Below are 24,177 nucleotides of genomic sequence, written 5' to 3' on the forward strand. Positions count from 1 at the left end.
CATATAACAAGAAGAATCCCGGTCTTCGTGATGGATGGCAGGGATTTTTCTGTGTCAAGGAAAAGTTAAGCTAAAGTGCAAGTCACAAGTCCCTTTTTTTCGCCGAGAAATTCCAGCATGGAGAGAGCGGTCTCCTGAAGCTCTGGCGTGTCGGCCTGGTTCCAGACGGGAATCACCGGGGCGGGAAAGTGGCTCCGAAGAGGGACGAGGTAGCCCAGATTTTGGAGGAGGGCCATATCCTGGGCAGTGATGGTCTGCCAGTCCTGTGGTGAAGAGAGAGGTTCACAGAGTGCTGAAGGGATCTGCTGGTGTCCGGTCGGAGGCTCGCAAGTTGACAGAGCGGAGAGCAGCGAGTAAGCTTTGGCGAGGGCTTCCACGGCAAGTTCCTTCCGGTGACAGAATTTCGCCGGATCTTTTCCTAGGGCGGAAAGGCCGGTGACGGCGAGGATGAGATCCGTGTCTTCCGGAACAATAGGTTCCGTCGCATTGGGATATTTTAAAGGAAGGCGTCTCGAACCGTCAGCCTCCACGAGCACCAGGTCTGCGAAAGCGCCCGCTTTTTCATAGGTTTCCCAGCCGGGAAAACCTATTTTTTTGATTTCTGAGGAGCCGACAGGTACGCCCGCGACTGCAAAGCCGTCTTTTTTTAATTTCTCAATCACATCCTCCGCCCTGCCGGTGAGTACGCCGTCCCTTTCCGGAAGCTGCATATGAGTCGTGGGCAGCAGCAGAACAGAAAGCCCCCGCTCCCGGGCTTCCCGGGCCAGTGTATAGAGAAGAGTGGTCTTACCGCCGGAGCCCACGGCCGCGATATGAAAAGGTTTTTTCAATACTTTTTCTCCAAGCCCCAAAGCCTCCCAGAGAGATTCACAGGGAGTTGGGGAGGCTGCTTTTCGGATATACATAAGTGATAGTCCTTTCTGTCAGTTACATATTTGTCTACATTACTTACCCTTATTTTACCGGATTCTCCATGTAACCACAATCTCTTTTCACGCATATTCCTTGACCCCGCAGCCTCCAGGGCTTACAATAGCGATATGCAAAGGAGGGGAGTTTATGCCTTTACCAAAAGAAGAACTTTATACCATAGATGATATTTACAGCCTGCCGGAAGGAGAACGTGCAGAACTGATCGATGGGCAGATTTATGACATGGCCCCGCCAAGCCGGCATCATCAGGAGATCTCGATGGAATTATCGACGGCTATTCAGTCCTACATCCGCTCAAAAAAAGGAAACTGCAGAGTTTATGCCGCTCCTTTTGCCGTGCAGCTGGACGAGGACTCCCATACTTATGTGGAGCCTGATATTTCCGTGATCTGTGATCCGAACAAACTGGATGAGAGGGGCTGCAAGGGGGCTCCGGACTGGATCATCGAGATTGTTTCGCCTGCCAGCAGGAGAATGGACTATTACACCAAGCTTTTCAGGTACCGGACGGCCGGTGTGCGGGAATATTGGATTGTAGATCCGTCCAAAAATCAGATCATCGTCTACGATTTCGAGCACGGAGATATGGAACAGTTTACGTTTCAGGATTCCATCAAGGCCGGGATCTATGAAGACCTTTTTATCAGATTAGAGAATGTGGAGTAAAAATTTATGAACTACGAAAATCTGCTCCGGGAGATGCGGTCTCTGGCGGAGCATGTATCTTACCCGATCACGAACCTGGCCAATGCTTCGGCCCTTCTCTTTGAGGAGATGGACCGCTTAAACTGGGCGGGCTTTTATATCCGGCAGGGCGAGGAGCTTCTTCTGGGGCCGTTTCAGGGAAAAGTGGCCTGCACGAGGATTCCGCTGGGAAAAGGAGTCTGCGGGACCGCGGCGAAGAGCGGCCAGACCCAGCTTGTGAAGGATGTTCACGAGTTTCCGGGTCATATTGCCTGCGACAGTGCGTCCAATTCTGAGATTGTGGTGCCCCTCTGGAAAGACGGGGAAGTCTGGGGCGTTCTGGATATCGACAGTCCCGAGAAAGCCCGTTTTGATGAAAAAGATCAGGAAGGCCTGGAGGCCTTTGCCCGCCTGCTGGAAGAGTTCCTGTAAGAAAGCAGCCAGATTGACAGAATTAAATGTGTATGCTATTATAGGAATGATTCCTGATTTCAATAATCAGTACAGAACATAAAAATGAAAAAACAGGCTATGCAAATTTATTTGCAATAGACTAAACGAGGACAATCCAATGGAAAATATCATTATCATAGGCGGCGGCCCAGCAGGTATTTCCGCGGCCCTTTATGCTGCCCGCTCCGGCAGAGACCCGCTGGTCATCGAGCACGGGGCCGGAGGCCTCAAGAAGGCCGAAAAAATTGAAAATTATTACGGAGGCGGAACCCTGTCGGGCCAGGAGCTCTACGATAGAGGCATTGATCAGGCCAAGACTCTTGGCGTCCGCATCCTCACGGCCCAGGTCGTGGGCGTGGAAGGCTTCGATACCTTCACGGTTCACACCGACCAGGGCGATTTTGACGCAAAGGCAGTGATTTTGGCAACAGGCACCAGCCGGAAAGCTCCGGTGATTCCGGGCCTTAAGGAGCTGGAAGGCAGAGGCGTGAGCTACTGTGCAGTCTGCGATGCCTTTTTCTACCGGGGCAAAAAAGTGGCAGTCATCGGAAACGGCGATTTCGCTCTGAAAGAAGCGGAGGAGATTGGAAACGTGGCCTCCGAAGTGACGATCCTCACGAACGGCCTTCCCGGAGCCTTCTCCAGGAAGCCGGAATATCCGGTCCGCACAGAGAAAATCCAAAACTTAAAAGGCACGGACTTTCTGGAGGGTGTGGAGCTTGCCGACGGAACCGGGCTTGAAGTTTCCGGCGTTTTTGTAGCCATAGGAACGGCAGGAAGTACGGAGATTGCCCGGCGTATGGGAGCAGAGCTCACAGAAAAAGGCAACATCCGGGTGGATGAAGAAATGCGTACCACGATTCCGGGCCTCTACGCTGCAGGAGACTGCACCGGCGGCCTTCTCCAGGTAGTGAAAGCCGTCTACGAGGGAGCTGTGGCAGGTATGGACGCTTCCAGATACACCCGCCCCGAGAAAGCACCGGAGCTTGCAGCCGCAGAAGCAACTGGAAAAAGGCAGGAATAGCGGGCGTTTTCACGGCCAGGATTTACCGGCCGCCGGAATAAAAAACACAGAACAAGAAAAAATAAGCACAAAACATAAATAAGGAGAACATACTATGGAAATCACATTAAACAGCAGTAATTTCAATGAAACCATCAAAAGCGAGGAGAAAATCCTCGTAGACTTCTGGGCAACCTGGTGCGGTCCCTGCATGCGTCAGGCTCCGATCCTGGAGGAGCTGGCCGGAGAGGGCTATCACATCGGCAAAGTGGACGTTGACCAGGCACCGGATCTCGCTGGAACCTACCGCGTTATGAGCATCCCGACCCTGATCCTCTTCAAAAACGGCGAAGAGGTGAAGCGTTTCATCGGCCTGCAGACCAAAGATACCTTAAAAGCGCTTCTGGACGCAGAATAAGAGGCACAAAGCGATGCAGAACAGAGCCAAAGATCTCTGCCCTGTGGCGAAAAAATGCGGAGGCTGCCAGTATCAGGGCGTGCCCTACGAGAAACAGCTGCAGGAAAAAGAGAAGACGGTAAAAAAACTTTTTAAGGGGATCTGCCCCGTCCATTCCATCAAAGGAATGAAGGAGCCCTATCACTATCGGAACAAAGTCCATGCAGTTTTTGACCGGGACAGAAGGGGAAATATCATCTCCGGCGTTTACGAGATGGGCAGTCACCGGGTCGTTCCTGTGGAAACCTGCAGGATCGAGGATCAGAAGGCGGACGAAATCATCGGAACGATCCGGGGCATGCTGAAATCCTTCAAGATCCGCACCTACGATGAGGATACGGGATACGGCCTGCTCCGCCATGTTCTGGTAAAACGGGGCTTTGCTACCGGGCAGATCATGGTGGTTCTGGTGACGGCCTCTCCGGTTTTTCCCTCCAAAAATAATTTCGTGAAAGCTCTCCGGCAGAAACATCCGGAGATTACCACGATTGTCCAGAACATCAACGGCAGAGGAACCAGCGCCGTTCTTGGCAAACAGGAGCAGGTGCTCTATGGAAAAGGCTACATTGAGGACAGCCTTATGGGCCTGAAATTCCGGATTTCTGCCCGTTCCTTCTACCAGATCAATCCGGTTCAGACCGAGGTGCTCTACGGAAAAGCCCTGGAGCTTGCGGGCCTGAAAGGAAAAGAGACCGTCATCGACGCCTACTGCGGCATCGGCACCATCGGTCTTCTGGCGGCGAAAAAGGCCGGAAACGTCATCGGCGTGGAGCTGAATCCCGACGCTGTGCGGGATGCCATCGGAAACGCCAGGGGAAACAAGATCACGAATGCCCGCTTTTTCTCAGGGGATGCCGGCGAGTTCATGATTGATATGGCAGACCAGGAGGAGAAAGCCGACGTGGTCTTCATGGACCCACCCCGAAGCGGAAGCACGGAAGCCTTCCTCGACGCGGTAGCGCGCCTGGCTCCGAAAACCGTAGTCTACATTTCATGTGGTCCCGAGACCCAGGCCAGAGATGTGAAATATCTCCTGAAAAAAGGCTATCGCGCAGAAGGCGCCTGGCCGGTGGATATGTTCCCCATGACCGACGAGATCGAGAACATCTGCCTTCTGAAGAAAATTTAAATGGTAAATACGAAAGAACAGTTCAAAAACAGCAGGACTGTTCTTTTTTTGTGCATACAAATGAGAAATTTTAAATTTTATAGTCAGGAGAAATTGACAGATGTTTTCAGGTAAGGGTATACTAGTATAGTGTTTTCGAAATAATCAGACCATTGACTTGTCTGCAAATCCGATTGCACAGTTGAATCTGCATCCTGCGTGAATGGTCCAGTTATTTTCGAAACGTTATACTAGGCTAAACTATTCATTTATGTGGAGAAAAATAGATATGAAGACGATAATAAAGTATGAGCTGGTTATCAATGAGGCTCTCAGATCGGCGCTTAATTATGATACACCGGATGAGCAGATCAATGAATTTATCCGCTTTTTCGGGAAGCATATCGGTTCTGACAGAATCTACATTTTTGAAGATCGTGAGGAAAGACATTGCACAGATAATACCTATGAATGGTGTGCGGAAGGAATTGTCCCTGAAATCGATGCCTTGCAGAACATTGATATGGATGTAATCAACTGGTGGTATGAAGCATTTTCTGAAGGACAGAGTGTGATCATCAATGATATAGAAGATATCAGAGAAGAGCATGATATATCCTATCATATCTTAAAAAAGCAGAATGTGAAAAATGTGGTAGTCTGCCCTTTATACTATAAAGATGAGATAAGAGGATTTTTTGGCGTGGATAATCCTCCCAAGAGTGATTACAGAGGGCTGACGACCTTTCTGGATATGATTGGAACGCTGCTGATTTCGTTTTTGAAATTGCGTAATTCGTTTATAAAGTCGAATAACTTGACAAAACTCAGCACTTACTCATCGCTTTCAAAAATCTATGAATCTATGCATTATATCAATGTGCAGACACATAAATTCAATATTGTAAAGACAACAGCCCAATTTACAGAGTATTTTGGAAAAGATATTGCAAAAACTGGGGAATATGAGGTCAGCGATGATTTTTGCGGATATATCAATCGCATTGCGGAGAAAATGTGCCCGGAATCACAAATGGAAGGAATCCTGGAATTTATAGATATCGGTACGATCGAAGAACGGCTTCGTGGGAAAAACAGTATCGCCCACGAGTTTATTGAACAGAAAATAGGTTGGTGCCGCAGCAGATTCCTTCCGGTAGACTATGATGAAAATGGCAGACTTTTGCATGTGCTTTTTTGTATCGAGTGTATTGAGGAAGAGAAAAAACGTGAGAACAAGCTGCTTTATCTGGCAGAGACGGATCTTATGACAGGCTTATGTAACCGTGGAAGCGGAGAAAAAAAGATCACTGCTTTTTTAAAGGAAAGAACAGCCGGTCTGCTCTGCCTGCTTGACTGTGACAAATTCAAATCGATCAATGACACCTATGGTCACTCGGTAGGTGACAAGGTTATCATAGCCATTGCAGAGAAGTTACAGAAATCATGCCGTGACAAGGATGTGATTTTTCGGCTCGGCGGTGATGAGTTCGCCATGTTTATGACGGGAATGGTGGAACAAAAGGCAGCAGAGCGGTTTTTTGAGCGGCTTTTTCAGAACATCAGGCAGATTGATCTTGCAGAAATGCAGGGAAAAAAGATAGAAATGAGCCTGGGCGCATGTTTCTATGACGGAGATGAGAACGTTTCTTTTGATGAGCTCTACCGGAATGCAGATAGCGCCATGTATCAGAGCAAAAAGAAGCAGGGATATAGTTACACTATTTATGATGGACAATAAATTCTCACTGCTATACTATTAAAAATAATAGCGACTCAGAAATTTGCTAATATCTTCCAAACCGGAAGTTGATTTGTTAACATGGATACACCAAATAACTTATTCAGGAGGTATATTCAATGTTAAACGAATCAGTTGTCAAATTATTAAAAAGTGGTATGTGGGATCTTGCAACCTGTGCAGATGGAGAGCCAAATGTAGTGCCGGTTGCGTTCAAAGATGTTACCGAGGATGGAAAGCTTGTTGTGGGAGATGTTTCATGGAGCAGCAAACGCAAAGGGAGCGCTGATTATTACTCCGTCCAAAGTAATTGTTACCACACCTGGCGCGGAGAATAAGAAAGAGCTTTGCTAATAAATTTCATAGTAACTTCAAAAATAATTGCCTTCAAGCTATAATGAAACAAAATAATAGTTTGAAGGTGATTTTTTATGGCGAGATATAAGAAAAAATCGGATGATGACAGAAAAAGGAAAATCCGTTGTGCCTATTTTGCAGAATATCTGTCAATGGTCAGGCATTTTCAAGGTATGTATTGACCGCATTTTAATTTTTTTGGCTTTACAGTCATAAATTTTCGGTGTGTTCATTGACTGCATTTTGGATTTTTTTGATTTGCAGTCGATTTGGCCTGTTTTGAATCGTTGCTCTCTTTTTATAAAAAACAACAGTACCAAATTTTGCCGAAATTTGATATACTGTAGGGTGAAATGAAAAATTTGGAGTAAAAACAAAAGAGTGAAACGATCATGAAATTTTATCATACGTCAGATATCCATCTGGGGGCAGTGCCAGACGGCTGCTTTCCCTGGAGTAAGGCCAGAGGAGAGGAGATTTACGACAGCTTTGTGCGGCTGGTGGATCAGGCCAACCTGGAAAAAATCGATCTTCTACTGATCTCCGGGGATCTTTTTCACCGGCAGCCCCTCACAAGGGAGCTTCAGGTAGTGGGAGAGCTTCTGGGTTCCCTGAGAAAAACTCAGGTGGTCTTCATCGCCGGAAACCGCGATTATCTCCGGGAGGACAGCAGCTACCGGACCTTCCGTTTTCCGGAAAATGTGCATTTCCTCGATGGGATTCAGAATAAGAAGATTGTTTTTCCAGAGCTTCAGACCGTGGTTTACGGCCTGAGCTATACCAGAAAACAGCAGCAGGAGCCGCTCTATGAGAGCTTCCGCCCCGAGGAAGAGGGGATTTTTTCGATTTTTCTGGTCCATGCCGGGGAGGAGGGGCATATGAAGCTTCACCCGGAAAAGTTGGCAGCTTCCGGTTTTTCCTATATCGCCCTGGGCGGCAGCCACGAGTATCATTCCTGGCTGGAGAACCGGCTGGTCTGCGCCGGAGCCCTGGAGCCGATCAGAAAAAAAGATCTGGGCGAGCACGGCTTTGTGGAAGGGGAGTGGAAGGAAGGCTTCCTCACCACCCGCTTTATGCCCTTCGCCCTCCGCAGTTACCGGAAAGTCGTCCTTCAGTCAAAGAATGATACCACGGAGGAGAACCTTTGGGAGGAACTGAAGGCGGCTATCCAGAGACAGGGAAGCCGGGACATCTACCGCCTGGAGATTCAGGGCGTGCGGAAGCCGGGCCGGGACTTCGATCCGGAGCATTTTCTGAATCTGGGAAATGTGGTGGAGGTTCGGGATCTTTCCGAGCCGGAATTTAACCTCAAGGAGCTGAAAAAACAGCACGGAAAAGATATGATCGGCCGCTACATCGACTACTTTGAACGGCAGGATACAAAAGATGAGATCTCCAGAAAAGCGTTGTACTGCGGGCTTCTGGCCCTTCTGGAGGCGGAGAGTTAAGGATGAAAATCTTAGAAGCGGAATTAAAAAATTTCGGAAATTTTGTGGATGAAAAGCTGAGCTTTCATGACGGCATCAATGTGGTCTGGGCGAAGAACGGCGCCGGAAAATCCACGATACATGAATTTATCCTGGCCATGTTCTATGGCCTGAAGGGCGAGGAGTGCATCCGCTGGCAGTCCTGGAACGGAAATGGCTGTCTCAGCGGAAAGCTGCGCTTTGAGAGCGGCGGAAAAACTTATCTTCTGGAGAGGGATTTCTTGGACGGCAAGAATAAAGGCCATCTTCATTGCGAGACGGATGATCAGGAGCTTTCCGTGGAGGAGGATCTTCCGGAGCTTCTTGGAAACATGAGCGAAAATGCCTGGAAAAATACGCTCTATGTGACGCAGCGCGGGCCTAACATCGGCAAGGAACTGGCTTCGGAGCTCAAAAACTATCTCGGAAATCTTTCCGGAAAAGGCCATATTGACGTGAGCCATGCCCAGGAAAAGCTGGAAAAGCAGCAGGACGAGCTTGAGTGGGAGAAAAAACAGGCCCAGGCCGATCTCATCAGCCGGCAGCAGGAGATCCGTATGAAGATGGACTACATTGAGCAGGATATCGAGCGGCTGAAAAAAGAGCAGGAGGACTCCCTCGAAAGTCTTCGTCTTTTAAAGGAGGCGAAGGCCAGGGAAGATCAGGAATTTGCCAGAAAGCAGGAAAAAGAGCGGGAGGACCGCAAACAGGTCCGGAACGTGGTCGGCCTTTTCATCATGCTGGGAGCCGTCCTTTTCGCCGTGGCCGGGATCTATGTGCCTCCGATCTGGGCGAAAGTCCTTCTCTTTGTGGGGGCCGTCCTTCTTGGCGTAACCGACTATTTTTACCAGCGGAGCAGAAGCCGGATGCTGGAAGCGGAGGCCGAGCTTTTCAAAGCCCGGGAATCCTTAAAAAAAGCAGCCTGGAAAAAGAAGGTGGACGAGCAGGAACGCCTGCGCTGGCAGCTTGAAAAGGTGAAAGACTCTCTGAGAGAAAAACAGCTGGATTACGAGAATTTAAGGGAATCCGTGGCGGAGCTTCGGAGTACGGACAGCCGCCTGGATTCGATTGACGAGGAGCTCAAGGCCGTGAGCCAGGCCCTTCTGGCCATTGGGGAGATCACCCGGGAGATCTACGATGAGTCGGCCTTAAAGCTCAATGCTTTTGCCTCCGGCATCATGGATGAGATTGTGGGAAAAGATTTCGGCGAGCTCTATCTCGATCAGGATATGGAGATCTGTGTCCGCACCGGCGAGCAGACGCTCCGGCTTTCCGACGAGAGCTACGGGACTCTCTCTCAGGTCTATTTCGCGGCCCGGATGGCCATCGGAAAGACGCTAAGCGACCGGGAATCTATGCCAATTGTTCTGGACGATACCTTTTCCATGTACGATCCGGAACGGCTTCTGGCGGTCTTCCGGTGGCTTAAGAAGAGCGGCAGCCAGGTGATTCTTTTCACCAGCCGCCTTTTGGAAGCGGAAACCGCTGAAAAGGTGGAAAAAGAATAAAAAAGCGGGAAGAAATCTCAAAGCAGAAGATTTCTTCCCGTTTTTCATTACTGATTGTTGTGCTCTTTTAAGAACTTGTTGATCCGGTTCAGTGGGCTTAAGAGGCTGCTGATGGAGGTATCATGGTTCAGAGTATCGATGATGTAAGCGATGTATTTGCTCATATCACAGTTTACATAATACGGTTTCTGAAGAAGCTCCGGTGTCTGGTATACAAGGTTGGTGGTCAGGAGGTAGTCGAAGAGACCTTCCTCATAAGCCTTGTCGAACTTGTCCATACCGTCGGTGAAAAGACCAAAAGTAGCACAGATGAAGATGCGGCCGGCTTTTCTCTTTTTCAGCTCGGTGGCAACCTCGATCATGCTGTCTCCAGAGGAGATCATATCGTCGATGATGACCATATCCTTGCCCTCTACGTCAGCACCCAGGAACTCATGAGCAACGATGGGGTTCTTGCCGTTTACGATGCGGGCGTAATCGCGGCGTTTGTAGAACATACCCATATCCACGCTGAGTACGTTGGACATGTAGATGGCACGGCCCATGCCGCCCTCATCCGGGCTGATGATCATCATGGTGTCTTTATCAATGTGAAGATCCGGAACAGCCTTGAAAAGACCCTTGATGAACTGGTAAACAGGCTGTACGGTCTCAAAGCCTTTTAAAGGAATCGCATTCTGGACACGGGGATCGTGAGCGTCGAAAGTGATGATGTTGTCAACACCCATATCCACAAGCTCCTGCAGGGCCAGGGCACAGTCGAGAGATTCACGGCCGGTACGCTTGTGCTGGCGGCTCTCATACAGGAAAGGCATAATAACAGTGATTCTCTTTGCTTTTCCACCTACGGCAGCAATAATACGTTTCAGGTCCTGGAAATGGTCATCCGGGGACATGTGGTTGGTATAACCGTACAGGGAATAGGTCATGTTGTAGTTGCACACGTCAACCATAATGTAGAGATCGTCTCCGCGGACCGATTCCTTGATGACACCTTTGGCTTCACCGGAACCGAAACGGGGGGTTGCTGTGCCGATGATATAGCTGTCTCTCTGATAGCCCTTGAAAGCAATGTTGCTCTTGTGCTCATGCTCCCGCTCATTGCGCCAGGCAACCAGATAGCTGTTGACCTTATCACCCAGCTCTTTGCAGCTTTCCAGGGGAATGATCCCTAAGGGGCCTACAGGAATGGTTTCCAGGTTACGTTCATCTGTTACTTGCATGTTTTTTTATCCTCCATCTAAAAAAGATATGACGTATATTCATACTTATCATATAGGAAGTTTTCGGGAAGGTCAAGGGCAATACCGGTGTTTTCAGCTTAAACTTCCGGGATTTTTCAGCTTTTTCAGGATCCGGATGTCGTCTCCGAAAAACTTTCTCATTTTGTAGCTGCTGGTGATCCGGGAAAAGACTCGCTCGGAGTAGGTGTCACGGAAAACGTTGAGCCCGAGGTTCGTGGAAATGATCGTGGATTTCCGTCTCGCCAGCCGCTCATTGATGCAGAGGAAAAGCTGGGTTGAGATAAAGGAGTTGGTAAGCTCCGTGCCGAGATCGTCGATGATGAGAAGGTCACAGTCGAAAATGTAGGCGTGCATGTTCTTCATCTCCTCCTCGGTTTCTCCGCGCTGGAAGGTGGTCCGGCCCAGAAGGTCGAAGAGCTCAAAGGCAGAAAAATAGATCACCGAATGGGCCGTTTTCAGAAGCTCCCGGGCAATGCAGTGGGAGAGAAAGGTCTTGCCCACGCCCGTATCACCGTAGAAAAAGAAATTCTGGAAATCCGTGTCGAAATTCCGGATGAAATCCATGGATTCCGCCACAAGTTTTTTCATTGTGACAAGGGAAGAAAGGCCGGTGGTGGGGCTCACCGACGTATCGGAATAGTAACGGAAGGAAAAATGATCGAAATTTTCCTCTTCCAGAATGTCCCGGATGTTGGACTGGGTGTAGAGAAGATCGATGACGGCCTGGCGGAAACAGTGGCATTTCTCCTGACCGATATAGCCAGTGTCCTGGCAGTCCGGGCAGTGGTAATGCATTTCAAGATAATCCGCCGGATAACCGTGGGAGGTAAGAAGCTCTGTTTTTTTCTCACTGAGAGCCTTGATATCCTCCCGGAGGTGGGAGAGGGCTGTCTCATCGCCTTCGAGGGCTTTTCTCGCGGAAGAGACGCTAAGAGAAGCGATCTCATGATCGATGGCGGCAAGCTCCGGGAGAGCCTCTGTGGCTCGGCGGATGCGTTCCTCCTGCTCATGGCGGTCTTCTGTCTGTTTGCGGTAATATTCCCGCATAATCTCATCGTACTGGGTATTTTTCAGCGCCATGGCTGCCTCCTTTTTCTATCAGTGGTTTAAAAGTTCTTTTTCGAGGCGGTCAAAATCGTAATCCCGCTGGTCGAAATTGTTGAAACGGTTGGAAGCGATCGTCTTGGGCTGTTTTTTCACCTTGGTCTTCGCGTGCTCCGTATCGAGGGGCTTGATGTCGTTTAAGTGGCGGACCTTCTTTTTCGACCAGTCTTCGAGGATCTTGTCCGCGTAGGCGAAGCTCGGGGAATGGGTCTTGGCGATGGTCCGGTTGCAGGCCTCCTCAATGATATCCAGCGTAAAATGGAAGGTGTCCGTCCAGCGGTCGATGTATTCCTTCTCCGTACGCGCCGGTCCGCGGCCCTTGATGCCGAAGGCGTTCAGTACGGAATAATATTTTTTATGGTAGAGATTGGTGCTGTTTTTCGCTTCCTGTACGGAGGTGATGCCTTCCTCGGCCCAGCCTAAAGCCACCTTTTCCATGTAGTGGCAACTTTTGTTTCCCTTGGAGACACAGTATTCCACGAGATATTCGATGAGATCCGTGGAAAAATGAAGGGAATCATAGTAGTACAGGATGTTTCCAATCTCCGTGGAAGTCAGGGGCCGGCCGATGTAGCGGGCGGCGATGAAGAGAAGCTGCTCCATATCGTCGTGGGATTTGAGTTCCGCGATCCGATCCGGACTTAAGGGAACCTTGGGCGGGGCCACGAAAGCGGGCTTCTCCGGCAGAACGGCGGCCTTCGGGGAGGGTTCCAGGAAATCGATGCCCGTCAGATTTCCTTCATTATCATAGGAGAGGGAGAGAAGCTGCATTTTCTCCCAGTATTTCAGGGCCCGGGTCACGTCCTTCTCCGTGTGTTCAAAAATATCTGCAATGCGGCCCATGGAGATCTCTTTTTCACCGGAAGCGCAGCGGAGAAGATAGAGGTAAATCTTTACAAATTCTCCGCTGGCTTCCGGCATATACTCATCCAGAAAGACGTTCCGTACCAGCGTCACATCCATATCGGGCTTTTTCTGTAGCTGAATGTTGTTCATAGCCTCACCTTTTAAAAAACTGTTTCCTTTCCGTTGATATCCATGAGTCATTTAAAGCCGCAGGGCTCGTACGCGCTGCGGCTGAATACTTTTGCTCAGTCTGACATACAGTATAACATAGAAAGAGGTCCGGAAGCAAGTACCGGAGAGGGTTTCTCCATGGAAAATTTCTCCGTTTCCGTCGTGATCCGGCGGTGTGTATAACCCTGCCTTTTTGTACGCCGTACGGAGAAATATGCGGGGATTTTTCTCAGTGACAGGCCTGTGGAAAATGTGGAAAATGTGGATAAATCGGTGGATAAAAAAGAAGCGCAACCGGAGAAAATGAGATAGAATCAACGATTCTACAGAATTCGACATATTACGGGAAAATAGTTATGTAAATCACTTTTTCCACAGCGCCATCCACAGAATCTGAAAAATGGAATGTGAATAAAACTGTGGATAAGGTGGATAACTTTTTCACACAGAGCGAGATAAATTTCGCTCTGATTAGCGGTCGTCAAATGCACTTGCACAAGTGCGTGCATTTTCCTTGTCGCCATAACAAAAAAGAGACGTAAGCCTGAGCCGTACGTCTCTTTTTATCGTGAAATTTATTTTCCTAAGATATGTTCCCCAATCTGGTAAACATCTCCTGCACCCATGGTCAGAAGCAAGTCTCCGCTCTCTGCATTTTCGAGAAGGTAATTCTCGATCGCATCGAAGGAACGGAAGTAGTGGGCGGGGGTTCCGAGGGCCTCAATCTTTTCCCGAAGGGTATCGGAAGTGATGCCCAAATTGTCGGTCTCGCGGGCAGCATAGATATCAGCCAGCACGACCTCGTCAGCCATGGAGAGAGCTTTGGCGAAATCATCCATTAGGGCCTTGGTACGGGTGTATGTATGGGGCTGGAAGACACACCAGAGCTTTTTGTGCGGACAGTTTTTGGCTGCCTTCAGCGTAGCCATGATCTCTGTGGGATGATGCGCGTAATCGTCGATGATGGTCACGCCGCCAATCTCGCCTTTTTTCTCAAAACGGCGGTCAGCGCCGGAGAACTCGGAGAGACCCTTTTTCATGGTTTCGATGTCAATGCCCAGAAGGTCGCCGAGGGCCAGGGCAGCGGTGGCGTTCCATACGTTGTGGATGCCCGGAACCTTGAGGGAAAACTGAGCCACAGGCTGGCCTTTTTTCACAAAGGTGAAGGTGGGGTGTGCGTGGTCGTCGAAGGTGATATCGGAAGCACTGTATTCGCTGTCGGCGCTGCTTCCGTAGGTGACGATCCGGCAGGGCAGGCCCTTGGTGATTTCCTCGTAGTTCGGAATATCGCTGTTGATGATGAGGATGCCGTTCTCGGGAAGCTTCTCGGCGAAGAGACGGAAGGAGTGACGGATGTCATCGATATCCTTGAAGAAGTCCAGATGATCCGCGTCGATGTTCAGGATGATGCTGATTGTCGGGAAAAAGCTTAAGAAGCTGTTCGTGTACTCGCAGGCTTCGGTGATGAAGGTATCGTGGCCGCCCACACGGATGTTTCCGTGGATGGCTTTCAAGATACCGCCGACGGAGATCGTGGGATCTTTCTCAGCCGCCAGCAGGATATGGGAAGCCATGGAGGTTGTGGAAGTCTTTCCGTGGGTTCCGGATACGGCGATGGAGGTCTTGTAGTTGGTCATGAGCTGGCCCAGGAGATCGGCTCTGGTCATCATGGGGATGCCCTTTTCCACAGCGGCTTTATATTCGGGATTGTCCGGATGGATGGCTGCGGTGTAGACCACGAGGTCCGTACCGTCCTTAATGTTGTCTGCGCGCTGACCGTAATAAATCGTGGCGCCGCGGCTGGTCAGAAGGTCGGTCAGGGGGGACTCTTTGGAATCAGAACCGGATACGGTGAAATGGGCTGCCAGCAGGATCTCTGCCAGGCCGCTCATGCTGATTCCGCCGATGCCGATGAAATGGACATGAATGGGCTTCTTGAAATCTATCTGATACATAGTGAAAATCTCCTTTTATACTTTGTGGCGGAGAAAAATCCGCATACTCTTTCTTATTATATCCTCTTTTACGGAAAATGGGAAGTATTTCTTCGGCGCCTGCTGTAAGGTCTGCGGAAAAAAGCCCTGTCGTTTTTATGCAGATTGCCGTGAAAAATGGAAAAAGTTGTGAGTAATAGTGCAAAACAGACAAAAACAAATCGCAAAATCCTTGTAAAAAGGTGGGATTTAGACAAATTCTATGAATAAATTGTAAAAATGAGGGTTTTTATGATTGTAAAAAGCGATAATTTTGGAAAAAAATACATCAAATTTTTGTAAAAAGTGTTCACATATGAGCGGAAGTGTGCTATAATCGTTAATACAATAAATTTACAACAAGAGGTGATAGCGTGATTAAGAAAGAAATGATTGCAATGCTGCTTGCAGGAGGCCAGGGAAGCCGTCTGGGTGTACTGACAGCGAAGGTGGCGAAACCGGCGGTTGCTTTTGGCGGAAAATATCGCATCATCGATTTTCCTCTCAGCAACTGTATTAATTCTGGTGTAGATACAGTAGGCGTTCTGACACAATATCAGCCCTTACGGCTGAATACACATATCGGGATTGGTATCCCGTGGGATCTTGACCGCAATATCGGTGGTGTGACTGTCCTTCCTCCCTATGAGAAGAGCGAGAACAGTGAGTGGTATACAGGTACCGCCAATGCGATCTATCAGAACCTGAATTACATGGAAAGCTTCAATCCGGAATACGTTTTAATCCTTTCCGGAGACCATATCTATAAAATGGATTACGAAGTGATGCTTGACTTCCACAAGGCAAACAATGCCGATGTGACCATCGCCGTTATGCCGGTTCCGATGGAGGAGGCCAGCCGCTTCGGTATCGTTGTGACTGACGATAATGCACAGATCACGGAGTTCCAGGAGAAACCGGAGCATCCGAGCAGTAATCTGGCATCAATGGGTATCTACATATTCTCATGGAAGGTTCTGAAAGAAGCCCTGGTGACTCTGAAGGATCAGAGCAACTGCGACTTTGGTAAACATGTCATTCCCTACTGCTTCGAGCAGGGCAAGAAGCTGGTAGCCTACGAGTACAACGGTTACTGGAAGGATGTAGGAACCCTCGGTTCTTACTGGGAAGCAAATATGGAGCTCATCGATATCATTCCTGAGTTCAATCTTTACGAGGAGTTCTGGAAAATTTATACCAGCAGCGAGATCATCCCGCCGCAGTATATTTCTTCTGAGGCAAAGATCGGAAAGAGCATCATCGGAGACGGCGCGGAGATCTACGGTGAAGTGGAAAATTCCGTTATCGGGCCCGGTGTTTTCATCGGCAAGGGAGCTGTGGTGCGTGATTCCATCATCATGAAGGAAGCAAGCATCGGAGCAGGCTGCGTCATCGACCGCAGCATCATTGCAGAGAATGTAAAGGTCGGCGAAAATGTTGTGACCAACGTGGGCGAAGATGTACCGAATAAATTAAAGCCAAAGGTATACTCCTTCGGTCTTACCACCATCGGCGAGGACAGTGTGATTCCCGCCAACGTGAAGATCGGCAAGAATACCGCCATTTCCGGCGAGACCACACCGGAGGATTATCCGGACGGAGTACTGGAAAGCGGTGAGACTTTGATTAAGGAAGGTGATTTAGCATGAGAGCAGTAGGAATTATTTTGGCAGGTGGCAATAATCACCGGATGAAAGAACTTTCAAATAAACGTGCGATCGCAGCTATGCCCATCGCAGGCAGCTACCGCAGCATCGACTTCGCACTCAGTAATATGACGAACAGCGGCGTTCAGAAGGTTGCTGTTCTGACCCAGTACAATGCCCGTTCCTTAAACGAGCACTTGAGCTCCTCCAAATGGTGGAACTTTGGCCGTAAACAGGGCGGTATGTTCGTATTCACACCGACCATCACCAAGGAGAACAGCTTCTGGTATCAGGGTACCGCAGATGCCATCTATCAGAACCTGGATTTCCTGAAAAGATGCCATGAGCCCTATGTGATCATCGCTTCCGGTGACGGTGTGTACAAGTTGGATTACAACAAAGTCTTGGAATACCATATCCAGAAAAAAGCCGATATCACCGTTGTGTGCAAAGAGCTTCCGTCCACCGAGGATGTGACCCGCTTCGGTGTGCTGAAGATGAACGAGGACTGCCGGATTGAGGAGTTCGAGGAGAAACCCATGGTGAGCAACTCCAACATCGTCTCCACCGGTATCTATGTGATCCGCCGCCGTCAGCTCATTGAGCTCGTAGAGCGCTGCGCCCAGGAAGACCGTTACGATTTCGTAAAGGATATCCTGATCCGTTATAAGAACCTCAAGAGAATCTATGGCTACAAGATGCAGGATTACTGGAGCAATATCGCAGCAGTGGATTCCTACTACAGAACTAATATGGATTTCCTGAAACCGGAAGTGAGAAACTACTTCTTCCATCAGTATCCGGACATCTATTCCAAAGTGGACGATCTGCCCCCCGCAAAATACAATCCGGGCAGCGAGGTCCGCAACAGTCTGGTATCCGCGGGCTGTATCATCAACGGAACCGTGGAAAATTCCATCCTGTTTAAAAAGGTATTTGTCGGCGAGAATTGTGTGATCAAAAATTCCATCATTCTGAATGACGTATATTTAGGGGACAACACACATATCGAGAATTGTATCGTGGAGAGCCGCGATACGATCCGGGCGAACTCCTACCATGTGGGTGAGGATGACATCAAGATCGTGATCGAGAAGAACGAGAGATACGTTCTCTGATCAGGCACGGCAGTTGAGAAGGTCTGCCGTAAGGGCACACAGAAACTGTCTGCCCTGTGGAAAAAGGAGAAAGAGCGAAAGGGGCTAACGAGGAATGAGGATTACAGATGTGAGAGTTAGAAAGGTAGCAAAAGATGGAAAAATGAAGGCAGTCGTCTCCATTACACTGGATGACGAGTTTGTTGTTCATGATATCAAGGTAATTGAAGGGGAAAAGGGTTTATTTATCGCCATGCCGAGCCGGAAAGCATCGGATGGAGAATACCGTGATATCGCTCACCCGATTAACTCTGAGACCAGAGAGCGCATTCAGACTATCATTCTGGAGCAGTATGAAAAAGCGGCTGCAGAGTCTGCCGAGGCGGAGGAAGCAGCAGAGTAGTTTTAAAAGGGAACAGATCCCGGAAACAGAGAAAAGAACAGGAGATACCGCAGAAAATTGCAGTTATGCATATCTGCGGTATCTTTTTGCGCGTTTATACTTGACAACACTTGGAAATTATGCTATGGTGATATTGTTGGAACAGTTCTATTCATTCAGAGATTACGGCAGTCTGCCGGGTGATGGTTTCATTCTGGGACCTCACATTATTCCAATGAGAACTAAAAGTAAAGAGGCAAGGGGAGGATGTGTATGGAATCCGTGCGTCTGCCGGCGGGGAAACTTGTGAATTTTCTTTTCCTGCAGACAAAAACCATCAGAGAGGCTTTGGGAAGAAAGGAGCAGCTCATGGGGAAAATTTCCTGTTTTTCTGCCGACAGGAGCGCACTGGACATTTTGCAAAGAATCCTGTACAATCGTGAGATGAAAGATTCGATTTATAAGAACAGGAGATAATTATATATGTATATCATAGCAGGACTTGGAAATCCGGGAAAGCAGTACGAGCATACCCGTCATAATGTGGGTTTTGATACCCTGGATAAGCTGGCAGAGAAGTATCACATCCCGATCGACACACAGAAACATAAGGCCGTCTGCGGCAGCGGCTATATCGAAGGGCAGAAGGTGATTCTGGTGAAACCCCAGACTTATATGAATCTCAGTGGTGAAAGTCTGCGGGAAATCATAGACTTTTACAAACTGAACCCGGCGGAGGAGCTCATCGTGATCTATGATGATATCAGTCTGGATCCGGGCCAGCTTCGGATCCGTGCAAAGGGAAGCGCCGGCGGCCACAACGGGATCAAGAGTATCATTGCCCATCTGGGAAGCGAGTTTATGCGGGTGAAGATGGGGGTCGGCGAGAAGCCGGCTCACTATGATCTGGCGGACTATGTGTTGGGCCATTTTCAGAAGGCAGACCGGGAGCTTGTGGAGGAAGCCATGGACCGGGCGGTGGAGGCCATTGCCATGATGGTTCAGGGGGACTGTGCCGGCGCCATGAACCATTATAATAAGAAGGTAGAGAGATGAAAGCTTTTACAGAACCCCTGAAAGCGCTGGGGGAATTTGAGTCCATACGGGATAGCCTGAAAAAACAGAAGGGCATGACAGAGGTGCAGGGCTGCATCGATGCCCAGAAGGCTCATTTTATCTATGGACTCAGCGAGGATTTTCTGTTCCGGGTCATTGTGACCTACAGTGAGCTGCGGGCCAGGGAGATCTACGACAATTACCGCTGTTTTGATAAGGACGTGCTGCTCTTTCCGGCCCGGGACCTGATCTTTTACAGCGCGGATATCCACAGCAGTCTCATCGTGCAGCAGCGAATCCGGGTGCTGGAGAAGATTCTCTCGGGAAAAGGAGGAACCATCATCACGACGATGGGAAGCTGTATGGATCACCTGCTTCCGCTGGGCGAGTTTCAGAAAAATATCCTGAAAATCGAGATCGAAAGCACGCTTGATCTCGAGGAGCTGAAAAAGACGCTGGTATCTCTGGGCTATGAGCGCATGGGCCAGGTGGAGGGAGAAGGCCAGTTTGCGATCCGAGGCGGGATTCTGGATATCTTTCCGCTGACTGAGGAGACGCCGGTTCGGGTGGAGCTCTGGGGCGATGAGGTGGATTCAATCCGAAGCTTTGATGTGGAGAGCCAGCGGTCCATTGAAAATCTGGAAGAACTGGTGATCTATCCGGCCACGGAGGTTCCTGCGGACTCGAAGCGCATCGAGGAAGGCCTAAAGCGTATGGAAGCCGATGTGAAGGCGGCGAAAAAAGTCATGGAAAAGCAGGGGAATACCGAAGGTGCTCACCGGCTAGGAACGCTTTTTTCCGAGACGAAGGAGAAGCTTACGGAGTTTCAGGGACAGGGAAGCCTGGGGCTTGACGGTATCGTGGACTATTTCTATAAGGAAACGGTCTCTTTTCCGCAGTATCTGGACCCGGAGCGGACGCTCTTTGTCTTGGATGAACCCAACCGGGTGCAGCAGGAGGGAGAGGCCATCGAGACGGAGTTTCAGGAGAGTATGACGCAGCGACTGGAGAAGGGCTATCTTCTGCCGGGGCAGATGAAGATTCTCTTCGGTACGGCCACAGCTCTTTCAAGGCTTACCGAACATCATACGCTGGGGCTCTCCACGCTGGAGGCGGCGAGAGGGCATTTTCAGATCGTGAACCAGTTCAGCATGTCCGTACGAAGCGTCAATCCCTACAACAACAGCTTCGAGCTTCTGGTGAAAGATCTGGCCCGCTGGAAAAAAGAGGGCTACCGGGTGATTCTTCTGTCGGGTTCCAGGACAAGAGCCGAGCGGCTGGCGGCAGATCTCACGGAAAACGGTGTCACAGCCTTTTATTCTGAGGATATGGACCGGGTGCCGAAGCCGGGGGAGATCATGACAGCCTGCGGAAATATTCACCGGGGCTTTGAATATCCGCTGATCAAATTTGTGGTGATCTCCGAGAGCGATGTTTTCGGCAAGGACCATAAGAAAAAGAAACGCCAGAAGACCTACGAGGGCCAGAAGATCCAGAGCTTTACCGAGCTTTCTGTGGGAGATTATGTGGTTCACGAAAATCACGGTCTCGGTGTTTACCGGGGTATCGAGAAAATCGTGGTGGACAAGGTCGCCAAGGATTACATGAAGATCGAGTACGCGGGAAAAAGCTTTCTCTATGTGCTGGCAACTCAGCTCGACGCGATTCAGAAGTACGCCGGGGCCGACGCGAAGCAGCCGAAGCTCAACAAATTGGGAACCCAGGACTGGAACAAGACCAAGACCCGGGTTCGTACGGCGGTAAAGGCCATCGCCCAGGATCTGGTGAAGCTCTATGCGGTGCGCCAGGCAAAGAATGGTTTTGTCTACAGCGAGGATTCGATCTGGCAGCGGGAATTCGAGGAAGCCTTTCCCTATGAAGAGACGGATGACCAGCTGGCAGCCATCGAGGCTACGAAGAAGGATATGGAGAGCACGAAGATTATGGACCGGCTGATCTGTGGGGATGTGGGCTACGGAAAGACGGAGATTGCGATCCGGGCAGCCTTCAAGGCCGTACAGGATGGAAAACAGGTGGTTTTTCTGGTGCCGACCACGATTCTGGCCCAGCAGCACTACAACAATTTCGTCCAGCGGATGAAGGATTTTCCTGTGCGGGTGGACCTTCTATGCCGTTTCCGTACGCCAAAGGAACAGACCAAAACCCTCACGGATGTGAAAAAAGGCCTTGTGGATATCCTCATCGGAACTCACAGAGTTCTGTCAAAGGATGTACAGTTTAAGGATCTTGGGCTTCTCATCATCGATGAGGAGCAGCGTTTCGGCGTGACCCACAAGGAGAAGATCAAGCAGCTCCGGGAAAATGTGGATGTTCTGACGCTGACGGCGACGCCGATCCCCAGAACCCTTCATATGAGCCTTATCGGCATCCGTGATATGAGTGTCCTAGAGGAGGCACCCAGGGAGCGGGTACCGATTCAGACCTATGTGATGGAATACAATGAGGAGATGGTCCGGGAGGCCATCAGCCGGGAGCTGGCCAGAGGCGGTCAGGTCTACTATGTCTATAACCGGGTCAACACGATCGTGGAGATGACAAACACAATCGCTAAACTGGTGCCGGAGGCCAACGTGGCCTTTGCCCACGGACAGATGAAAGAGCACGAACTGGAACGGATCATGTACGATTTCATCAACGGGGAGATCGATGTACTGGTGTCCACGACGATCATCGAGACGGGCCTGGATATCTCGAATGTCAACACGATGATCATTCACGATGCCGACAACATGGGACTATCCCAGCTCTATCAGCTCCGGGGCCGGGTGGGCCGTTCCAACCGTACCGCCTACGCCTTCCTTATGTATAAGAGAAACAAAATGCTGAAAGAAGTGGCGGAGAAGCGTCTTCATGCGATCCGGGAATTTACGGATCTTGGCAGCGGCTTCAAGATCGCGATGAGGGATCTGGAGATCCGGGGAGCCGGAAACCTGTTGGGAGCGGAGCAGCACGGCCACATGGAGGCGGTCGGCTATGATCTCTACTGTAAGATGCTCAATGAGGCGGTAAAAGAACAGAAGGGCGAGTGGCAGGAGAAGGAAGAATTTGAAACGACCATTGACCTGGATGTGAACGCTTTTATCCCCGAGCGCTATATCAAAAACGAGATGCAGAAGCTGGATATTTACAAGAGGATCGCCGGTATCGAGTCCGAGGAGGAGCGGGACGATATGCTGGAGGAGCTGATGGACCGCTTCGGGGAACCACCGAGATCCGTACAGAACCTTCTCTCCATCGCAAACCTCAAGGCCATTGCTCACCGCTGTTATTTTACCGAGGTGGCCCAGAAGGGCGATTTTATCCGGTTTACGATGTTTGAACATGCGATCGCCGACCCGGTGAAAATCGAAGAGCTGGTGAAACGAGGCAAGGGAAGGCTCAAATTCATCATCGATACGAATCCCTATTTCCTTTACAGCAAGCCCAGAAAGAACGGAAACGATAATCAGGACGTGCTCTATGTGGTGGGAGAACTTCTGAAGGAATTTCAGGCCCTCGTGCCGAAGGAAGCTTGTGAAAAAAGTGTGTAAATTCCACAAAATCGTTGCGGGAACGGGAAAAAAGGGCTATAATAGCAAAAGGTAATGAGACAGGAGGATCGTTTTTATGAACAAGTTAGGGAGAAAATTACTGGTAGCGAGTCTGTGTGCCTGCATGGCGGCGGCTTCACTTACGGGCTGTGGTTCCAAGGCAGGAAAGGCAGCGGTTACTGTGGGAGATGATACGGCGAGCCTCGGACTGGTAAATCTGATGCTGCGTTATAATCAGGCGCAGATGCAGAGCCTTTATGCTTCCTTCATGGGTGACAATATGTGGGAGACCTATGGAGAGACCACAAAGAGCAATATCGTTGAGAGCCTTGAAAATATGTTCCTGATGGAGCAGCATATGAGCGACTACGGCGTTTCCATCACGGATGAGGACAAGACAAAGATTTCTGAGGCGGCAACCCGCTTCATCGAGGAGAATGACGAGAAGACCGTAAAGGCCATGAATGCCACTCAGGAGAATGTGGAGCGTCTTCTGACTCTCTATACGGTTCAGTCCAGAATGTATAATGCTATCATCGCTGGTGTGGATACCAATGTGACCGACGAGGAAGCAGCCCAGAAGACTGTAAAATACGTTCTTTTCAGCACTGCAGGCAGCACCGATGAGGATGGCAACAGCGTGGAAATGAGCGATGAAGAGAAAGCAGCCAAGAAAGAACAGGCTCAGAAACTTCTGGATGCAGTCAAAGGCGGCGAGGATATGGCGGATGCCCTTACCGAGCTGGGCGAGGACCGTTCTCCGGTGACGAGCTCCTATGGTGCAGATAACGGAACTCTGAACGATACGCTGAAGGAAGCCGCTGACAAGCTTTCTGACGGCGAGGTGGCAGATGAGCTGATCGAGACCGACGGCGGTTACTATGTTCTTCAGATGGTGACGACCTTTGATGAGGAGAAGACCAACGAGCAGAAAGAGACGATTCTTTCCCAGAGAAAGAGCGATCTCTATACAGAGACCCTGGACGGCTGGAAAGAGGACGCGAAGATCTCTACAGATTCCGATTTGTTGACAGAGCTCGACTTTACTGATACCTATCAGATGAAGGAGACCGAGACGGAGACTTCCACCGATACCACTGAGACCGAGACTGGCAGCGAGGCAGGTTCCGAGGCAGAAACCACGGAAGCAGCAACCGAGGCGGCATCTGAGGCAGGGACAACAGAGGCAGCAACCGAGGCGGCATCTGAGGCAGAGACAACAGAGGCAGCAACCGAGGCAGCATCTGAGATCGAGACCACAGAGGCGGCTACGGAAGCAGCATCTGAAACAGAAACTGAGACTGCTGCGGAGAAATAATCTTATGATACCAGTGTCAAAAGGTCAAAAAGCTGTTCGTGCTTGCACGATAAGGCTTTTGAACTTGGGACACGCCAAA

General features: G+C 49.8%; 19 protein-coding genes and 1 pseudogene. 15 read left to right on the top strand and 5 right to left on the bottom strand.

Translation table 11 applies throughout. The features are described 5' to 3' along the window. Positions 1-65 precede the first annotated feature (65 nt). Complete coding sequence (gene yqeC / locus LKD71_RS07945; protein ID WP_227615013.1) at positions 66-830, bottom strand: selenium cofactor biosynthesis protein YqeC; 765 nt, start codon at positions 828-830, stop codon at positions 66-68. A 229-nt stretch (positions 831-1,059) separates the two neighbouring features. Between yqeC and LKD71_RS07950 the strand changes: the two genes are divergently transcribed. The 9 genes and pseudogenes from LKD71_RS07950 to LKD71_RS07990 all read left to right on the top strand — a co-directional run bounded on the left by LKD71_RS07950 (position 1,060) and on the right by LKD71_RS07990 (position 9,710). Beyond that, complete coding sequence (locus LKD71_RS07950; RefSeq protein WP_227615014.1) at positions 1,060-1,599, top strand: Uma2 family endonuclease; 540 nt, start codon at positions 1,060-1,062, stop codon at positions 1,597-1,599. 6 nt (positions 1,600-1,605) lie between these two features. Further along, positions 1,606-2,049, top strand: coding sequence for a GAF domain-containing protein (locus LKD71_RS07955; protein WP_227615015.1), 444 nt, complete (start codon positions 1,606-1,608; stop codon positions 2,047-2,049). Positions 2,050-2,188: 139 nt separating this feature from the next. Continuing rightward, on the top strand, positions 2,189-3,094 hold the full coding sequence (locus LKD71_RS07960; protein ID WP_227615016.1) for an NAD(P)/FAD-dependent oxidoreductase: 906 nt from the start codon (positions 2,189-2,191) through the stop codon (positions 3,092-3,094). Positions 3,095-3,188: 94 nt separating this feature from the next. After that, the gene (gene trxA, locus LKD71_RS07965; protein WP_227615017.1) at positions 3,189-3,491 is read left to right on the top strand and encodes a thioredoxin; all 303 of its coding nucleotides are present in this window, start codon (positions 3,189-3,191) and stop codon (positions 3,489-3,491) included. Positions 3,492-3,501: 10 nt separating this feature from the next. After that, a pseudogene (gene rlmD / locus LKD71_RS07970) lies at positions 3,502-4,659 on the top strand (23S rRNA (uracil(1939)-C(5))-methyltransferase RlmD); the annotation flags it as partial. 268 nt (positions 4,660-4,927) lie between these two features. Further along, positions 4,928-6,379 carry a sensor domain-containing diguanylate cyclase gene (locus LKD71_RS07975; RefSeq protein WP_227615018.1) on the top strand — a complete coding sequence of 484 codons (1,452 nt, stop codon included), beginning with the start codon at positions 4,928-4,930 and terminating at the stop codon, positions 6,377-6,379. A gap of 119 nt (positions 6,380-6,498) precedes the next feature. Beyond that, on the top strand, positions 6,499-6,717 hold the full coding sequence (locus tag LKD71_RS07980; RefSeq protein ID WP_227615019.1) for a hypothetical protein: 219 nt from the start codon (positions 6,499-6,501) through the stop codon (positions 6,715-6,717). A gap of 411 nt (positions 6,718-7,128) precedes the next feature. Then, positions 7,129-8,184 (top strand): metallophosphoesterase family protein, encoded by a 1,056-nt coding sequence (locus LKD71_RS07985; RefSeq protein WP_227615020.1) that lies wholly within the window; start codon positions 7,129-7,131, stop codon positions 8,182-8,184. A 2-nt stretch (positions 8,185-8,186) separates the two neighbouring features. Beyond that, complete coding sequence (locus tag LKD71_RS07990) at positions 8,187-9,710, top strand: ATP-binding protein (protein ID WP_227615021.1); 1,524 nt, start codon at positions 8,187-8,189, stop codon at positions 9,708-9,710. A gap of 47 nt (positions 9,711-9,757) precedes the next feature. Here the strand turns inward: LKD71_RS07990 and LKD71_RS07995 are convergent, their stop codons facing one another. The 4 genes from LKD71_RS07995 to murC all read right to left on the bottom strand — a co-directional run bounded on the left by LKD71_RS07995 (position 9,758) and on the right by murC (position 15,030). After that, positions 9,758-10,933, bottom strand: a complete 1,176-nt coding sequence (locus tag LKD71_RS07995) for a ribose-phosphate pyrophosphokinase (RefSeq protein ID WP_178044952.1) — start codon at positions 10,931-10,933, stop codon at positions 9,758-9,760. 93 nt (positions 10,934-11,026) lie between these two features. Then, entirely contained in the window at positions 11,027-12,034 is a 1,008-nt protein-coding gene (locus LKD71_RS08000) for an ATP-binding protein (protein WP_227615022.1), read from the bottom strand. Positions 12,035-12,052: 18 nt separating this feature from the next. Beyond that, positions 12,053-13,054, bottom strand: a complete 1,002-nt coding sequence (locus LKD71_RS08005; RefSeq protein ID WP_178044954.1) for a DnaD domain protein — start codon at positions 13,052-13,054, stop codon at positions 12,053-12,055. Between the two features lie 596 nt (positions 13,055-13,650). Next, complete coding sequence (murC, locus tag LKD71_RS08010; RefSeq protein WP_227615023.1) at positions 13,651-15,030, bottom strand: UDP-N-acetylmuramate--L-alanine ligase; 1,380 nt, start codon at positions 15,028-15,030, stop codon at positions 13,651-13,653. Between the two features lie 392 nt (positions 15,031-15,422). Here murC and LKD71_RS08015 point away from each other — a divergent pair, with 392 nt between their 5' ends. The 6 genes from LKD71_RS08015 to LKD71_RS08040 all read left to right on the top strand — a co-directional run bounded on the left by LKD71_RS08015 (position 15,423) and on the right by LKD71_RS08040 (position 24,098). Further along, positions 15,423-16,697, top strand: coding sequence for a glucose-1-phosphate adenylyltransferase (locus LKD71_RS08015; protein ID WP_227615024.1), 1,275 nt, complete (start codon positions 15,423-15,425; stop codon positions 16,695-16,697). Then, positions 16,694-17,812, top strand: a complete 1,119-nt coding sequence (gene glgD, locus LKD71_RS08020; RefSeq protein WP_178044957.1) for a glucose-1-phosphate adenylyltransferase subunit GlgD — start codon at positions 16,694-16,696, stop codon at positions 17,810-17,812. Before LKD71_RS08015 ends, glgD begins: the two co-directional genes overlap by 4 nt. Before the next feature lie 94 nt (positions 17,813-17,906). Then, positions 17,907-18,194 carry a septation regulator SpoVG gene (spoVG, locus tag LKD71_RS08025; protein WP_178044958.1) on the top strand — a complete coding sequence of 96 codons (288 nt, stop codon included), beginning with the start codon at positions 17,907-17,909 and terminating at the stop codon, positions 18,192-18,194. A gap of 462 nt (positions 18,195-18,656) precedes the next feature. Then, positions 18,657-19,229: an aminoacyl-tRNA hydrolase gene (gene pth, locus LKD71_RS08030; RefSeq protein ID WP_227615025.1), complete on the top strand. Its 573-nt coding sequence runs from the start codon at positions 18,657-18,659 to the stop codon at positions 19,227-19,229. After that, a complete protein-coding gene (gene mfd, locus LKD71_RS08035; protein ID WP_227615026.1) occupies positions 19,226-22,780 on the top strand; it encodes a transcription-repair coupling factor in 3,555 nt (1,184 codons plus the stop codon). Before pth ends, mfd begins: the two co-directional genes overlap by 4 nt. Before the next feature lie 76 nt (positions 22,781-22,856). Then, a complete protein-coding gene (locus LKD71_RS08040; RefSeq protein ID WP_227615027.1) occupies positions 22,857-24,098 on the top strand; it encodes a peptidylprolyl isomerase in 1,242 nt (413 codons plus the stop codon). The last annotated feature ends 79 nt before the right edge of the window (positions 24,099-24,177 follow it).

It is taken from the genome of Fusicatenibacter faecihominis (assembly GCF_020686945.1).
Lineage (GTDB): Bacteria > Bacillota > Clostridia > Lachnospirales > Lachnospiraceae > Limivivens > Limivivens faecihominis.

Excerpts from the sequence above, each read along its gene's own strand:
- murC (WP_227615023.1), bottom strand. The coding sequence starts at position 15,030 with ATGTATCAGATAGATTTCAAGAAGCCCATTCATGTCCATTTCATCGGC.
- mfd (WP_227615026.1), top strand. The coding sequence starts at position 19,226 with ATGAAAGCTTTTACAGAACCCCTGAAAGCGCTGGGGGAATTTGAGTCC.
- LKD71_RS08040 (WP_227615027.1), top strand. The coding sequence starts at position 22,857 with ATGAACAAGTTAGGGAGAAAATTACTGGTAGCGAGTCTGTGTGCCTGC.
- pth (WP_227615025.1), top strand. The coding sequence starts at position 18,657 with ATGTATATCATAGCAGGACTTGGAAATCCGGGAAAGCAGTACGAGCAT.
- LKD71_RS07960 (WP_227615016.1), top strand. The coding sequence starts at position 2,189 with ATGGAAAATATCATTATCATAGGCGGCGGCCCAGCAGGTATTTCCGCG.
- LKD71_RS07990 (WP_227615021.1), top strand. The coding sequence starts at position 8,187 with ATGAAAATCTTAGAAGCGGAATTAAAAAATTTCGGAAATTTTGTGGAT.
- glgD (WP_178044957.1), top strand. The coding sequence starts at position 16,694 with ATGAGAGCAGTAGGAATTATTTTGGCAGGTGGCAATAATCACCGGATG.
- spoVG (WP_178044958.1), top strand. The coding sequence starts at position 17,907 with ATGAGGATTACAGATGTGAGAGTTAGAAAGGTAGCAAAAGATGGAAAA.
- LKD71_RS07995 (WP_178044952.1), bottom strand. The coding sequence starts at position 10,933 with ATGCAAGTAACAGATGAACGTAACCTGGAAACCATTCCTGTAGGCCCC.
- LKD71_RS08005 (WP_178044954.1), bottom strand. The coding sequence starts at position 13,054 with ATGAACAACATTCAGCTACAGAAAAAGCCCGATATGGATGTGACGCTG.
- LKD71_RS08000 (WP_227615022.1), bottom strand. The coding sequence starts at position 12,034 with ATGGCGCTGAAAAATACCCAGTACGATGAGATTATGCGGGAATATTAC.
- LKD71_RS07950 (WP_227615014.1), top strand. The coding sequence starts at position 1,060 with ATGCCTTTACCAAAAGAAGAACTTTATACCATAGATGATATTTACAGC.
- LKD71_RS07975 (WP_227615018.1), top strand. The coding sequence starts at position 4,928 with ATGAAGACGATAATAAAGTATGAGCTGGTTATCAATGAGGCTCTCAGA.
- LKD71_RS07980 (WP_227615019.1), top strand. The coding sequence starts at position 6,499 with ATGTTAAACGAATCAGTTGTCAAATTATTAAAAAGTGGTATGTGGGAT.
- LKD71_RS07955 (WP_227615015.1), top strand. The coding sequence starts at position 1,606 with ATGAACTACGAAAATCTGCTCCGGGAGATGCGGTCTCTGGCGGAGCAT.
- LKD71_RS07985 (WP_227615020.1), top strand. The coding sequence starts at position 7,129 with ATGAAATTTTATCATACGTCAGATATCCATCTGGGGGCAGTGCCAGAC.
- trxA (WP_227615017.1), top strand. The coding sequence starts at position 3,189 with ATGGAAATCACATTAAACAGCAGTAATTTCAATGAAACCATCAAAAGC.